At 67.8% G+C, this 11,856-nt stretch carries 12 protein-coding genes, 1 tRNA gene and 1 pseudogene; 6 read left to right on the forward strand and 8 right to left on the reverse strand.

The window, feature by feature from the left end; all coding sequences use genetic code 11:
- The 5 genes and pseudogenes from VAE53_RS00495 to VAE53_RS00515 form a co-directional block, all read right to left on the reverse strand.
- Positions 1 to 619: pseudogene (locus tag VAE53_RS00495) on the reverse strand (hypothetical protein); the annotation flags it as partial.
- A gap of 126 nt (positions 620 to 745) precedes the next feature.
- Positions 746 to 1,564, reverse strand: a complete 819-nt coding sequence (locus VAE53_RS00500; protein ID WP_322817393.1) for a GGDEF domain-containing protein — start codon at positions 1,562 to 1,564, stop codon at positions 746 to 748.
- A 91-nt stretch (positions 1,565 to 1,655) separates the two neighbouring features.
- Positions 1,656 to 3,104: an NADPH-dependent glutamate synthase gene (gltA, locus tag VAE53_RS00505; protein WP_322817394.1), complete on the reverse strand. Its 1,449-nt coding sequence runs from the start codon at positions 3,102 to 3,104 to the stop codon at positions 1,656 to 1,658.
- A gap of 89 nt (positions 3,105 to 3,193) precedes the next feature.
- Positions 3,194 to 3,679 carry a pyridoxamine 5'-phosphate oxidase family protein gene (locus tag VAE53_RS00510; RefSeq protein ID WP_322817395.1) on the reverse strand — a complete coding sequence of 162 codons (486 nt, stop codon included), beginning with the start codon at positions 3,677 to 3,679 and terminating at the stop codon, positions 3,194 to 3,196.
- Complete coding sequence (locus VAE53_RS00515; protein ID WP_322817396.1) at positions 3,669 to 4,262, reverse strand: GNAT family N-acetyltransferase; 594 nt, start codon at positions 4,260 to 4,262, stop codon at positions 3,669 to 3,671. The genes VAE53_RS00510 and VAE53_RS00515 overlap by 11 nt, the downstream gene beginning before the upstream one ends.
- Positions 4,263 to 4,382: 120 nt before the next feature.
- Between VAE53_RS00515 and VAE53_RS00520 the strand changes: the two genes are divergently transcribed.
- The gene (locus VAE53_RS00520; RefSeq protein WP_322817397.1) at positions 4,383 to 5,507 is read left to right on the forward strand and encodes a DUF389 domain-containing protein; all 1,125 of its coding nucleotides are present in this window, start codon (positions 4,383 to 4,385) and stop codon (positions 5,505 to 5,507) included.
- Here VAE53_RS00520 and VAE53_RS00525 read toward each other — a convergent pair.
- Together VAE53_RS00525 and VAE53_RS00530 are read right to left on the reverse strand one after the other, a co-directional pair.
- Positions 5,504 to 6,508, reverse strand: a complete 1,005-nt coding sequence (locus VAE53_RS00525; RefSeq protein WP_322817398.1) for an MBL fold metallo-hydrolase — start codon at positions 6,506 to 6,508, stop codon at positions 5,504 to 5,506. The genes VAE53_RS00520 and VAE53_RS00525 overlap by 4 nt on opposite strands.
- 41 nt (positions 6,509 to 6,549) lie before the next feature.
- Positions 6,550 to 6,625 (reverse strand) — tRNA-Arg (locus VAE53_RS00530).
- Positions 6,626 to 6,721: 96 nt separating this feature from the next.
- On the opposite strand from VAE53_RS00530, the gene VAE53_RS00535 reads away from it, so the two are divergent.
- Positions 6,722 to 7,897 (forward strand): serine hydrolase domain-containing protein, encoded by a 1,176-nt coding sequence (locus VAE53_RS00535; protein WP_322817399.1) that lies wholly within the window; start codon positions 6,722 to 6,724, stop codon positions 7,895 to 7,897.
- On the opposite strand, the gene VAE53_RS00540 is transcribed toward VAE53_RS00535, so the two are convergent.
- Positions 7,863 to 8,714: an enoyl-CoA hydratase-related protein gene (locus tag VAE53_RS00540; RefSeq protein WP_322817400.1), complete on the reverse strand. Its 852-nt coding sequence runs from the start codon at positions 8,712 to 8,714 to the stop codon at positions 7,863 to 7,865. The genes VAE53_RS00535 and VAE53_RS00540 overlap by 35 nt on opposite strands.
- Positions 8,715 to 8,766: 52 nt before the next feature.
- Here VAE53_RS00540 and VAE53_RS00545 point away from each other — a divergent pair, with 52 nt between their 5' ends.
- The 4 genes from VAE53_RS00545 to VAE53_RS00560 form a co-directional block, all read left to right on the forward strand.
- A complete protein-coding gene (locus VAE53_RS00545) occupies positions 8,767 to 9,702 on the forward strand; it encodes a lysophospholipid acyltransferase family protein (protein WP_322817401.1) in 936 nt (311 codons plus the stop codon).
- Positions 9,699 to 10,574, forward strand: coding sequence for a lysophospholipid acyltransferase family protein (locus VAE53_RS00550; RefSeq protein WP_322817402.1), 876 nt, complete (start codon positions 9,699 to 9,701; stop codon positions 10,572 to 10,574). Before VAE53_RS00545 ends, VAE53_RS00550 begins: the two co-directional genes overlap by 4 nt.
- The gene (locus VAE53_RS00555; RefSeq protein ID WP_322817403.1) at positions 10,561 to 11,283 is read left to right on the forward strand and encodes a PHP-associated domain-containing protein; all 723 of its coding nucleotides are present in this window, start codon (positions 10,561 to 10,563) and stop codon (positions 11,281 to 11,283) included. Before VAE53_RS00550 ends, VAE53_RS00555 begins: the two co-directional genes overlap by 14 nt.
- On the forward strand, positions 11,280 to 11,856 hold a 577-nt coding region (locus tag VAE53_RS00560), incomplete at its 3' end, for a glycosyltransferase family 4 protein (RefSeq protein WP_322817404.1). The genes VAE53_RS00555 and VAE53_RS00560, both read left to right, overlap by 4 nt.

An 11,856-nucleotide genomic window follows, 5' to 3' on the forward strand; every position in this document is an offset into this window, starting at 1 on the left:
GCTGGTCGCCGGGGATGGGCGTGTGGGTAGGGGTCGGGGTAGCGCTGGGGGTCGGTGTCGGTGTCGGGGTGGGGGTGGGGGTGCCGGGTGATTGGGTGAGCGAGGCGGTGGAGAAGCGTACGGAGGTTCCGGTGGCGCCGCGGACTTCGATGACGAAGCGGGCGAGGATGGTTCCGGGGGGCGCGGAGGGAGTGGAGGCGGCGAGGGTCGTGTCGGATGCTCCGACCGCGGTAACTGGGGAGACGACGGTGGCGGCGGAAATGGGTCCGCTGGTGTTCCAGAACTCGAGGAGGAGTTGGGCCGTGACGCCCTGGGCGGAGGAGAGGGTGGCGGAGGCGTCGTAACGGGCGCCGGGAACGGCATCGACGTATTGCTGGACGCGTCCGATTCCGGCGGTGAGGCGGAGTTGTGTGCCTTCGATGGCGAGCCCATCGGGGTGCCAATCGTCTTCGATGGTGGCGGGGTCGAAGGTGGGGTTGGCGAGGAGGTTGGCGCTGGCGGAACGGGTGGGGCTATGGAGGTAGGCCGGGAGGAGCAGGGCAGCGATCAGCCCGGCGGTAAGCAGGAGGGGAGCCGATGGGTGGGTGGGGCGCCGCGCGGGATCCGCTCGACGGTGCATTTCGGCAGGAACGTACGGAGCGGGGTGGTCGGGTGTAAAGGCGAGGGGGCTGGGTGAGCGGGGAAGGTTTAGGTTCGCTGCTTCGTTATGAAATGTACGGTGTCGGTGGTGTGGGTGGCGCGGGGGTCAGGCGACGGCGGGGTGGGGCGGGTCGGAGGGGTGGCCGGGGCGGTGTGGCTGGGAGGCGGTGGCGGCGATTCGGGCGGTGGGGTCGGCGTTGCGGGCGGCGACGAGGTCGCGCTGGGCGCGGCGGAGGAAGTCGCGGACTTCGAGTTCGCCTTCGTAGCCGGTGAGGGATACGACGGGGGTGAGGCGGGTGGCGCGGTCGTTGGGGATGGCGGAGGCGATGGCGGGAAGGATGGCGTCGGCTTTCATGGCGGCGGTGGCGAGGCGGTCGTCGGCGATGATGGCGGCGAAGATGGGGCCCTGGAGGTGGGCGACGAAGTCGCCTTCGCCGACGGCGTGTCGGAGGGCGCGGCCGACGGTGGGGAGGAAACCGGTCTCGGGGTTGGTGAGGGTTTCGAAGCCGATGAGGTCGGTGAGGACGAGGGAGAAGCCGCGGCCGCTGCGGACGGAGCGCATCATTTGGCGGCGGAGTTCGAAGACGAAGTGGCGGCTGTTGGGGAGGTTGGTGATTTGGTCTTCGTAGATGCGGCCGCGGAGGCGGTCGAGGGCGCGGTGGAAGCGGCGCCCTTGTTCGGATTCTTCGTACCAGAATTGGAGGTGGACGGCGGCGAAGAGGATGGTGGTGAAGGCGAGGACGAACCAGTTGGTTCCGCCGCCGCGGGCGATGACGGTTTGGGCCTGGACGCAGAAGACGAGGAGCCAGACGGCGAAGGAGGCCGGGCGCAGAAGGCGAACGGCGAGGGGTGCTTCGACCGACCCGAGCTCGGCGGACTCCTGGGCGGGCAGGAGGAAGGCGTTGAGGACGGGCGGTTTGTTCATGGTGAGCCCCGTGCGATGTCACTTATGAAGATCGAACGGGGGCGGGGTTTTGCGCAGGGAGGCTATGTAAACGGTGTGTAATACGTGTGGCTCAGCGGCGGGCCGCCGGGAGGGTCATGAGGTATTCGTGGATGGCCTCGGCGGCGCGGCGTCCGTCGGCGAGGGCGGTGACGACGAGGTCGGCGCCGTTGACGTTGTCGCCGCCGGCGAAGACGCCGGGGCGGGTGGTTCGGCCTTTTTCGTCGACCTGGATGAGGGCTTTGCGGTCGGTGCGGATGCCGGAGGTAGTCTGGGGGACGACGGGGTCGGCGCCGTAGCCGATGGCGATGACGACGGTATCTGCGGGGATGAGGAATTCGCTGCCTGGGACGGGTATTGGGCGGCGGCGGCCGGATTCGTCGGGTTCGCCGAGCTGCATGCGTTGGCATTCGACGGCTCGTACGCGGCCGTGTTCGTTGCCGAGGATGCGGGTGGGGAGGGTGAGCATTTCGAAGCGGACGCCTTCTTCTCGGGCGTTTTTGCGCTCTTCGGCGCGGCCGAGCATTTCGGCTTCGGTTCGGCGGTAGACGCAGGTGACGTTTTCGGCGCCGAGGCGAACGGCGGTGCGGACGCAGTCCATGGAGGTATCGCCGCCGCCGATCACGACGACGTCGTGCATTCGGGGGAGGGGGCTGCGGAGGCGTTCGGGGAGCAGTTCGGGTGCGAGGTTGCCACGGACGAGGAATTCGGTGGCGCTGTAGACGCCTTCGAGGTCTTCGCCTTCGATGCCCATTTCGTTGCCGACGCCGGCGCCGGTGCCGATGAAGACGGCGTGGAAGCCCTGCTGGAAGAGTTCGTCGATGGTGATGTCGCGGCCGACGTAGGTGTTGCAGATGAAGGTGACGCCCATGGCCTCGAGGTGGGCGATGTATTCGTCGACGATGTTTTTGCGCATTTTGAAGTTGGGGATGCCGTAGACGAGGACGCCGCCGGGCTCGGGCCAGTATTCGTAGACGGTGATGCTGTGCCCTTTGTCGGCGAGTTGTTCGGCGACGGCGAGGCCGGCGGGGCCGGAGCCGATGACGGCGACTTTGAAGCCGGTCGGTTCGGGCATGTAGCGGGGCATGGGGTAGCCGCCGAGCTGTTGGCGCTGGTAGTCGGTGCAGAAGGCTTCGAGTTTGCCGATGGTGACTGGGGGTTCTTGGCGGCCGTCGGGGCGGATGGCGAAGCCGACGACGCAGGCGCCTTCGCAGAGTTTTTCTTGGGGGCAGAGGCGGCCGCACATTTCGGGGAGGTTGGAGGTTTCGCGGAATTTGTCGGCGGCGCCGAGGATGTCGCCGGTTTCGAGGAGGGCGAGGGCGCCGGGGATGTCGTTGTGGACGGGGCAGGCTTCTTGGCAGGGCGCGGAGGGGCACTGGATGCAGCGGGAGGCTTCGATGCGGGCGGCGTTGAGGTCGAACCCGAGGTAGGTTTCTTCGAAGTTGCGTTTGCGCTCTTCGGGGTCCTGCTTGGGGACGGGCTGGACGCTGATGGCGAGGCGGCGGGCGACGTCGTTGGCCATGCTTCTCCGGTGCCGGGTGTGCGGCGCTGTTCCAGGGTCTTTGGATCGTACCTGAGGGGGGCGAGGAAGGGAATTGCCCGCCGGTGGGGTTACTGGCCCTGGGTGCGGCGCTGTTGGAATTCGCGGTCGGCGCGTTTGCCGCGGTAGACGCGCATGTCGATGGCGCGGGTGACTTGGGGCTGGAGGCGGAAGAGGAGGCGAGGTTCGGTCTGCATGTTGGTGAAGAATGCTTCGACGGCGGGGGCGTTGGCGGGGTCGCCGCGGCCGACGTATTTTTCGGCGAGGAGGCGGGAGATGGGCCAGATGTCGAAGGCGGGGAGTTCGAAGGGGGTGACGGTGCCGTCGAATTCGACGTGGCCGACGAGTGGTGGGCCGGATTCGATGCAGAGGGATGCTCGTGGGTCGCGGAGGAGGTGTTTGCACCAGACGCGGTTGTAGGTGCCGGTGATCCAGATGCCGTCGTCGCGGTGGAGCCACCAGACGGGGACGGTGTAGGGCATGCCGTTGCGGCGGAGGGTGGCGATGACGCCGACGGTGGGGAGCTGGAGGAACTCGGCGAGGGTTTCAGGGGACATTCTGGGCATGGGGCTGGGCCTCTTGGGTTGGGGGTGACGGGGGCGCTGGTGGCTCTTCGAGGGGTTCGCGGAAGGTGGCCATGAGGATGCGGTCATCGTAGCGCCCGTCGACCCAGGTGTGGGCTCGCTGGATGCCTTCGATGGTGAATCCGGAGGCGGTGAAGCAGCGGCGGGCGCGTTCGTTGGATGCGGGGACGGCGAGCCAGATTTTCCGGAGGTTGCGGAGGCGGAAGGCGTATTTGACGAGGAGGCGGACGACGTCGCGCCCGTATTTGCGACCGAGGTAGTCGCGGTCGCCGATGGTGATGCGGAGTTCGGCGGTGCGGGCGGCTTCGTCGATGTTGCGAAGCATGCAGTGGCCGATGATTTTTCCGCCTTGGACTTCGATGGCGAACCATGAGGGTTGGGGGCTTTGCCCGGTGTGGAGGTGTTCGAAGCGCTGGGCGAGGTGTTCGGGGGTGAGCGGGAGGGGGATGTCTTCGCCGCCGAGGAGTTGGAGTTCGACGTCGTTGTGGAATTCGAGGAGGCGGTCGAGGTAGTCGCGGCGCATGGGTCGGAGGATGGTGCGTTCGCCTTTGAGCATGGGGGCCGCTCCGGTGGTGGTTTTCGCGGGTTTTCACCGGGAGGTATCGGCAGGGGGAGGGGCAGGCATCAGCGATTGGGGGGACGACTGAAGGGGTTGGATGCGCGAAACTCGTGGGCGATGCCGAATCATGAGCGGCTGCCGAAGGGCCGGTTGCGGGCCGAGATTTTCCGGGCAGGGCGGCCGGATCTGCGGTTTCGCTTGTTGGTGTGGTTTTCGTGTGTGATTGCGACGCTGGGGTTGTTGGCTGATTCGCCGGCGGTGGTGGTTGGTTCGATGCTGGTGGCGCCGTTGCTTGGCCCGATCATGGCGCTGTCGTTGGCGTTGTTGGGGGGAGCACGGCGGGAGCCGGTGGCGCCGATGTGGGCGTTGGCGGAGGGGGTGGTGACGGCGGTTGCGGTGTCGTATGTGTTGGCGGAGTTGCTCCGGGCTTCGCCGTTCGCGGTGCTGGAGACGATTCCTGGGGAGGTGGCGGCGCGGACGCGGCCGAACCCGCTGGACTTGGGGATTGCCCTGGCGGGGGGTGGCGCGGGGGCGTTCGCGCTGGTCCGGTTGCGGGCGGCGGAGGCGTTGCCAGGGGTGGCGATTGCGACGGCGCTGATGCCGCCGTTGTGTACGGTGGGTATTGGGCTTTCGTTGGGTGACCGGGGTACGTGGGGCGGGGCGCTTTTGCTGTTCGTGACGAATTTGAGCGCGATCGTGAGCGCTGGGGCATTCGTGTTTTTGTTGAGCGGGGTCCGCCACCATACGTCGCCGACGCACCCGGGGCCGCGCCTGGTGCTGAGCGTGGTGCCTGTGGTGGTGGTGGGGCTGGCGGTGACGGGGCTGACGGCGCGGGCGGTGCAGGAGGCGCGGGAGACGGATGCGATTACGACGGCGGCGAGGGAGGCGGTCTCGAATCTCTTTCCGAACGGTTCGGTGGAGCGAGTGACGCATTCTTCGGGGGACGATGGCAGCAGGCGGGTGCGGGTGGAGGCGCAGGTGGACCGGCCGGCGACGTTGGACGATGCGGAGACGATTCAGGCATTCGTGGCCCAGCGGACGGGGAAGCGGATTCAGTTGGTGTTGGTGACGACGCCGGTTTTGGTGTTGGATCCGCTCAATCCGCCGCCGCGGGAGCAACCAATTTTGACGCCGACGCCGACGCCGACGCAAACGCCGACGCCGACGCCGAAACCGACGCCGAGGGCGACGGCGGCAGGTGGGGGCGAGGGAGGGACGGGGACGCCGCGGGCGGGGAACTAGGGGGCTGCGTCGTTTGCGGTTCCGATGAGTTCGTAGCGGGGCGGCTCTTTCCACTCGGTGGTGGGCGGGTTTTCTTGGCGGCGGAGTTCTTGGCGGCGTTTTTGGGTTTCGAGGCGGCGTGCGCGGGCGATGAGGAGGTCGCGCTGGCGGGCGTGCTCTTCGGCGCGCTGGATGGCGCGGGGTGAGGGCGGGCGGCGTGGGACGCCGGGGTATTCGCGGATGCGGCCTTCTGCTGCGAGTTGTGCGAGGTGGGCGCGGACGTTGTTGTCGGCGGCGCGGCGGAGGCGTGGGTCGATTTCGGGGTAGAGCTGGAGCATGATCTCCCAGCTGGTGAGTGCGCCTCCGCCTTCGAGGAGGTGGAGAATTTGGCGCTCGCGCATGTTGCGGTGTTCGATGTACATCTGGAGGCGTTGGCGGGGGTCGTGGACGATGCGGCCGTGGCCGGGGCAGATGACGCGGAGGTTGGGGAGTTGGAGGAGGCGCTGGAGGGTGCGGCGGTAGCTGGCGAGGTCCCAGACGGTGGTGGTGGAGCTCCCGAGGAGGGTGTCGCCGGTGAAGAGGACGCCTTCTTCTTCGAGGTAGTAGCAAAGGGAGTCGATGGAGTGGCCGGGGGTAGCGAGTACCTGCACGCGGACGCCGCCATCGAGGGTGAGGACGTCGCCGTCGCGGAGGGTGGTGACGTCGCGGGGGATGCGGCCTTTGAGGAGGGGGCGGGCGTTGGCAGGGATGGCGATCTCGGCGCGGAGGGCTTCTTTGGCCCATTGAAGGTTGCCGGAGTGGTCGGCGTGGTGGTGGGTGATGGCGGCGATGGCGATCTCTTCGTGGGCGACGGCGGCGAGGTAGCCTTTGATGAACCAGCGGTAGCGGTCGATGGCTTCGCCGGAGTCGATGGTGATGGCCTGGCGGCCGGGTTTGCCGACGAGGTAGATGCAGGTGAACTCGGGGTGCATCGGGTTGTCGTCGGGGACGAGGAGGGCGCGGACGGAGGGGGAGATTTGCATGGGGGTTCTACGGGGAGGCTGGGGTGAGTGTACGGGAGGTATGGCGCCCCCGGCAGGATTCGAACCTGCGGCCAAGCGCTTAGAAGGCGCCTGCTCTATCCCCTGAGCTACGGGGGCCTGGTGGCATTGTAGCTGGCGATTGGCTGAGGGCAGCTCGCGGATGGGGGATGGTGGGCGTAAGCTTCGCTGCGATTCGACCGGAGGGGCTGAGCGATGGCGCTGGAAGGGTATGTTGCGAAGCGACCGGAGGATGTGGGTATCGATAGCGAGCGGCTGGAGGCGGTGTTCGCGCGGGCGCGGCGGGATGTGGAGGACGGGACGTTGCGGAGTGCGCAGGTGGCGGTGGCGCGGAATGGGCGACTGGCGGGGGTGCGGACGTTCGGGACGGTTCGGCACGGGGGTTCGGAGGAGGAGGTCCCGGCGACGAACGAGACGTTGTATTCGATCTTCAGTTGCACGAAGGCGATCGTGGGGGCGGCGGTGTGGGCGTTGTGCGAGGAGGGGCTTTTGCGGGTGGAGGAGCGGGTGGCGGACATCGTTCCGGAGTTCGGGACGAATGGGAAGGGCCAGATTACGGTGGAGCAGGTGATGCTTCATGTTGGGGGGTTTCCGTACGCGCCGTTCTCTCCGTTCGATTGGGACGACCGGGAGGCGAGGCTGCGGCGGTTCGCGTCGTGGCGGTTGAACTGGGAGCCTGGGACGCGGTTCGAGTATCACGCGACGAGTGCGCACTGGGTGTTGGCGGAGATTATCGAGCGGCGAACGGGGATGGATTTTCGTGCGTACGTTCGGGAGCGCATTCTGGAGCGTGCGGGGCTGCAGGACTTGTTTTTGGGGCTGCCGGCCGGGTTGAACGGGCGGGTAGCGGATGTTCGCTATTTGGTGCCGCCGGTGCCGCCGCCGGGGGGTTGGGGGGAGGTGACGCCGGAGGCGATTTTGCAGTTCAATCGGCCGGAGGTGCGGGCTGTGGGGGTCCCCGGGGGTGGGGGCATTGGGGGTGCGGCGCAGCTGGCGCTGTTCTACCAGGCTCTGGTGAATGGGGGGGAGGCGCCGAACGGGAAGCGTATTCTGAAGCCCGAGACGATTGCCTGGGCGACGGTTGTCCGGACGAAGGAGTTCCACCGGGTGCCGATTCTGGATTATCCGGTGAACCGGGCGCTGGTGGTGCAGGTGGCGGGCGACGATGGGTTTTCGCACCTGCGGGGGTTCGGGCGGACGTGTTCGCCGCGGGCGTTCGGGCACGGGGGTGCGGGGGGACAGATTGGGTGGTGCGATCCGGTGTCGGGGATTTCGGTGGGTTACTGTACGGATGGGTTCCTGGACGAGATCCAGCAGGGGCGCCGGATTACGGCGATCAGTTCGCTGGCGGCGGTGTGCGCGACGGGGTGAGGGGGAGGAAGTTGGGCTCGCGCTTCTGGAGGAGGGCGGCGACGCCTTCGCGGAAGTCGGGCCCGGTGGCGAGTTGGTCGAGGAGGCGTTGGGCGTCGGCGACGCTGCTGGCGACGTCGCGGTGGAGGTCGGCGTAGACTTGGCGGCGGGTTTCGCGGAGGGAAGAGGGGGCGATGGTGCGGGCGAGGTGGTGGGCGTAGTGGTAGACGGCGGGCATGAGTTCGGGGGCGGGATGGACCTGGTGGACGAGGCCGAGGCGGTGGGCCTCTTCGGCGAGGAAGATTCGGCTGGAGAGGAGGAGTTCCATGGCGGGGGCGAGGCCGATAAGGCGGGGGAGGAGCCAGGAGAGGCCGTATTCGGCGGGGAGGCCAAGGCGGCCGTGGGCGGTGGTGAGTTTGGCGCCGGCGGCGGCGAAGCGGATGTCGCAATAGCAAGCGAGGACGAGGCCGACGCCGGCGGCGGGGCCGTTGATGGCGGCGATGGTGGGCTTGGCGAGGCCGAAGTGGTAGGCGAAGTCGGCATCGAACTCGGGGCGGACTCCGAATCCTGGCTTTGGGATGTCGGCGGGGGTGCCAGGGTCGTAGCTGCCTTTTTGGATGTGGCCTTCGAGGGCGCGTGCATCGGCGCCGGCGCAGAATCCGCGCCCGGCGCCGGTGATGACGATGACGCGGACGGCGGGGTCGGTTTCAGCCTGTTGGAGGCACCAGCGGTATTCGGTGTGCATGCGACCGGTCCAGGCGTTGAGGCGCTCGGGGCGGTTCAGGGTGATGGTGGCGACGCTTCGGTCGACGTGGTAGTGGGTGACTTTGAGCTGCATGGCGGGATTGTAAAGGGATGTGTACGGGGCGGCCGGGTACACTGGGGCGAGAATGGGGGAAAGCACCGGGGTTGGCCGAACGCGCTTGGCGGCGACCTCGCTGTCACGACCGAGCGGGGGGGCGCTGAGGTATTGGGCGTGGCGTGGTGCCCAAGCGACGGTGGGGCGGACGCCGGCGGCGGTGGCGTATTGGGTCGCTGGGGGGCTGGGTCAGGCGGCCTACTGGCTTTGGCCGCGTGGGCGGCGGGCGATGCGGGCGAATTTTGCGCGGGTGTTGGGGACGGCGGAACGAGGGGCGGTCGATCGGGTGGGGCGGGCTTCGCTGGCGGGCTATTTCCGGTATTTGGTGGACTTCATGCGGTTGGGTGGGAGGGGGATGCTGCCGGCGCAGGTGGTGGGGGAGACGGCGTTCGCGGCGCTGGACCGGCTGTTGGAGCGGGGCAAGGGGGCGGTGATCGTGTGTATGCATTATGGCAACTGGGATGCGGGGGCGGCGTTGGCTGCGGCCCGTGGGTATCCGTTGGCGGTGGTGGCGGAGGGGTTGGGCGATCCGCGGCTGGACGAGCTGGTGCTGGGGACCCGGGAGCGGCTGGGGATGCAGGTGATTCGGTTGGAGCGGGCTGGGCCGTCGATGGTGAGGGTGTTGCGGCGGAATGGGCTGCTGGCGTTGTTGATCGACCGTCCGGTGCCAGGTGAGGGGGTGGCGGTGCGGTTTTTCGGGGAGCGGGTGGAGGTGCCTGCGGGGCCGGCACGGCTGGCGCTGGCGACGGGGGCGGCGCTGGTTCCGGTGGCGTTTCGGCGGCTGGACCGCCTCGGTCGGTCGATGGAGTTGGTGGGGGATTTTTCGATTCTGCCGTGCGCGGAAGCGGGGCCTAGGTGCGTCGAGGCGTTGACGCAGCGGGTGATGGAGGCGCACGAGCGTTTCATTCGGGAGCGTCCGGACCAGTGGTACATGTTCCGTGAGCTGTGGGCGGAGGGAGGCCGGTGAGCCTCCGGGCGCTGACGATGCGCGTGGCGTTCTATGTGGCGGGGCGGCGACCGGGGCCGTTCTATGCGCTGGCGCCTTTGGTGGCGCGGGTGGTCTGGGAGTTGAACCCGGCGCTCCGACGACGGGTGATTCGCAATTTGCTGCCGCTCTGTGAGGGGGACCGGAGGCGGGCACGGCGCGAGGGCCGACGGGCGCTGCAGCATGTGTTGGCGTATTACCTGGACCTGGTGACGTTGCCGCACCGGGACATGTCGCGGTTCGAGGAGGAGCACCTGGAGATTTTTCACGGCGAGCGGCTGGAGTTGCTCCGAACGAACGGGGCGGTGCTGTTGGTGAGCGCTCACACGGGGAATGCGGAGCTGGCGATTCAGGCGCTGACGTACCGGGGGCGGGCGTTCGTGGCGCTGGTGGAGCGGCTGGAGCCGCGCGATTGGGCGGAGTATTTGCTGCGGCTGCGTTCTTCGGCCGGGGGGACGTTTTTGGAGGCGAATTTTGCGGGGGTGAGGGCGTGTATCGAGGCGCTCCGCTCGGGGGGCGTGGTGGGGATGATGGGGGACCGGGATATTCAGCATACGGGGGTCTGCACGGAGCTGTTCGGGAGGGCGGTGCGTTTGCCGCGCGGTCCGTGGGAGTTGGCTCGGCGGACGGGGGCGTTGGTGATTCCGATTTTTTCGAGGCGGAAGCGGGGCGACCAGTTCCGGATCGATGTGGGGGAGCCGTTTCGGGTGGCGGCGTCGGAGGATGCGGATAGGGACATCCGGCAGGCGGTGGAGCGGTTCGCGGGGCTCTTGGAGCAGCACTTGCGGCGTGATCCGGGGCAGTGGGCGGTGCTGGAGGATTTCTGGAGGGTGCACGCCTGTGGGGAAGGCTGATCTTCATCTCCATACGCGGGTGAGCGACGGCTTCGGCACGGTGGAGCAGTTGCTGGAGTTCGTGGAGCACGGTACCGACTTGGACGTGATCGCGGTGACCGACCATGAGGATGTGCGCGGGGGGTTGGTGGCACGGGAGCTGGCGGCGAAACGGGGGTATCGATTCGAGGTCGTCCCGGGTGTGGAGGTGACGACGCTGCAGGGGCATGTGCTGGCGCTTTTCGTGGAGCGGGATATTCCAAGCTTTCGGGGAGTAGAATCGACCCTCGCGATGATTCACGATGCGGGTGGTCTTGCGATTGCGCCGCATCCGCTGAGCTGGCTGACGCGTTCGATCGGGCAGCGGACGCTGGACGCGCTCTGGGAGCGTGGGGAGGTTGGTGTGCATTTCGATGCTATCGAGCTGGGGAACCCGAGCCCGGCGGGGAGGCTGACGGCGGGGAAGGCGGCGCGCTTGAACGCGACGCGGTGGCGGCTGCCGGCGACGGGGAGTTCGGATGCGCACCATCTGGAGCATGTGGGGAGCGGTTGGACGGAGTTCGAGGGGGAGGGCGCGGAGGCGCTGCGGCGGGCGCTAGAGGCGGGCGAGGTGAGGGCGCGGTGCATCGGCCAGCGCGCGGTGCCGCTGGGGAAGCTGGCGCTCGGGCTGGCTTGGGGCTACTCGGCGACGCCCCGGAAGGCGGCGGGGATGTTGGGGGTGCGGCGATGAGGATTGCGTTGGTGAGCCCCTATGACTGGTGTGTGGAGGGCGGGGTGAAGACGCACATCCGCCATTTGGCGCAGTCGTTCCGGGAGTGGGGGCACGAGGTGGTGATCTTCGCTCCGGCATCGGACCCGGCGAAGGTGCGGGAGGAGATCCACGTGATGGGCCGTCCGGTTTCGATGCGGGTGAGCGGTTCGGTGGCGCGGATTACGTTCGCGTGGAAGTCGCCCGAGGTGAAGCGGGTGTTGCAGGAGTACCAGTTCGACGTGGTGCACCTCCACGAGCCGTTGATGCCGCTCTTGCCGTACCACTTTTTGCGGTATTCGAAGGCGGTGACGGTGGGGACGTTCCACGCGGCGAAGGATGGCGGCAACCGGTTCTATGGGTATACGGCGCCGCTGACGCGGCGTTGGTTCAGGAAGCTGGAGGGGAAGATTGCGGTTTCGCCTGCGGCGGTGAAGTTGGTGAGCCGCTACTTTCCGGGGTATTTCAACATCATCCCGAACGGGATCGATTATGAGCATTTTGCGGGGCCGGCGGATCTGTTCGCGGAGTTCATGGACGGGAAGAGGAACATTC

Origin of the sequence: Tepidiforma sp. (assembly GCF_034432735.1) — a bacterium.
In the GTDB taxonomy this organism is placed as follows: Bacteria; Chloroflexota; Dehalococcoidia; order Tepidiformales; family Tepidiformaceae; genus Tepidiforma.